2 protein-coding genes are annotated in these 726 nt (G+C 48.9%); both read right to left on the bottom strand.

From position 1 onward, the window contains the following. Window positions 1-38 precede the first annotated feature (38 nt). Entirely contained in the window at window positions 39-395 is a 357-nt protein-coding gene (locus tag ACOTX7_RS24295) for a S24 family peptidase (protein WP_004199403.1), read from the bottom strand. A gap of 2 nt (window positions 396-397) precedes the next feature. Further along, a complete protein-coding gene (locus ACOTX7_RS24290) occupies window positions 398-637 on the bottom strand; it encodes a hypothetical protein (protein ID WP_001549892.1) in 240 nt (79 codons plus the stop codon). Between the last annotated feature and the right edge of the window lie 89 nt (window positions 638-726).

Below are 726 nucleotides of genomic sequence, written 5' to 3'. Positions count from 1 at the left end.
TGTAAGGCCTTTGAATAAGACAAAAGGCTGCCTCATCGCTAACTTTGCAACAGTGCCACAATGTGCGTAATGACCCCCCTGACCTCCAACCCGTCCTCATCGTCATCAGGTATAGCCCTGAAGTTATCCAGCTTATCGAGTTCCTGGAGACACCGCTTGGGGTGTAGTCGCAATCGCATGATCCTGAATTCTTGTTCCAGGACACAGAGCACCAAAGACCCGTCAACGGGCGTGCCCCCAAAATCTACTATGAGCAGCGCACCAGGCTTTATCCCTTCCCGGAAAGAGTAGGTATCACTTCGAAAAAAGAATACTCCCGGCGCTCCTGTATTACAGTGCTGATCGAGTGACAGCCTGTTTTCCTGGTAGTCGGTTGCTGGCGATGGAAAACCCATTTTTAACGGCCTCCGTTGGGGTTAAAAAGCATGAATGTCCGGTTCTCTCCTTCCTGAGTGGAAATGTCTTTAAAAACGGTCACGTAGGTTTCAATCCACTGATTTGCTTGGCGACAACTCCAGTGAAAATTAATCAGCGCAAGCTGGCTGACAAAGGCTTCTGTCGTAACTGTCTGACGACCGTTCGGCTCACGCTTAATGCTCGCACGCCAGGCTGAGTCAATTTCATAGTGTCTAGGCATGAAAAACCTCCGATCAATATAGCTGTATGCATATGGGTCTTCCCTTGTTGTGGTGGCTGAAGGCATGATAATGGTGTATTTAATCGCCA

It is taken from the genome of Enterobacter cloacae complex sp. IR5418 (assembly GCF_049238105.1).
GTDB classification, from domain to species: Bacteria; Pseudomonadota; Gammaproteobacteria; order Enterobacterales; family Enterobacteriaceae; genus Enterobacter; species Enterobacter hormaechei.
Note: the sequence above shows the minus strand (reverse complement) of the source record. Positions and strands in the feature narration are given on the sequence as shown.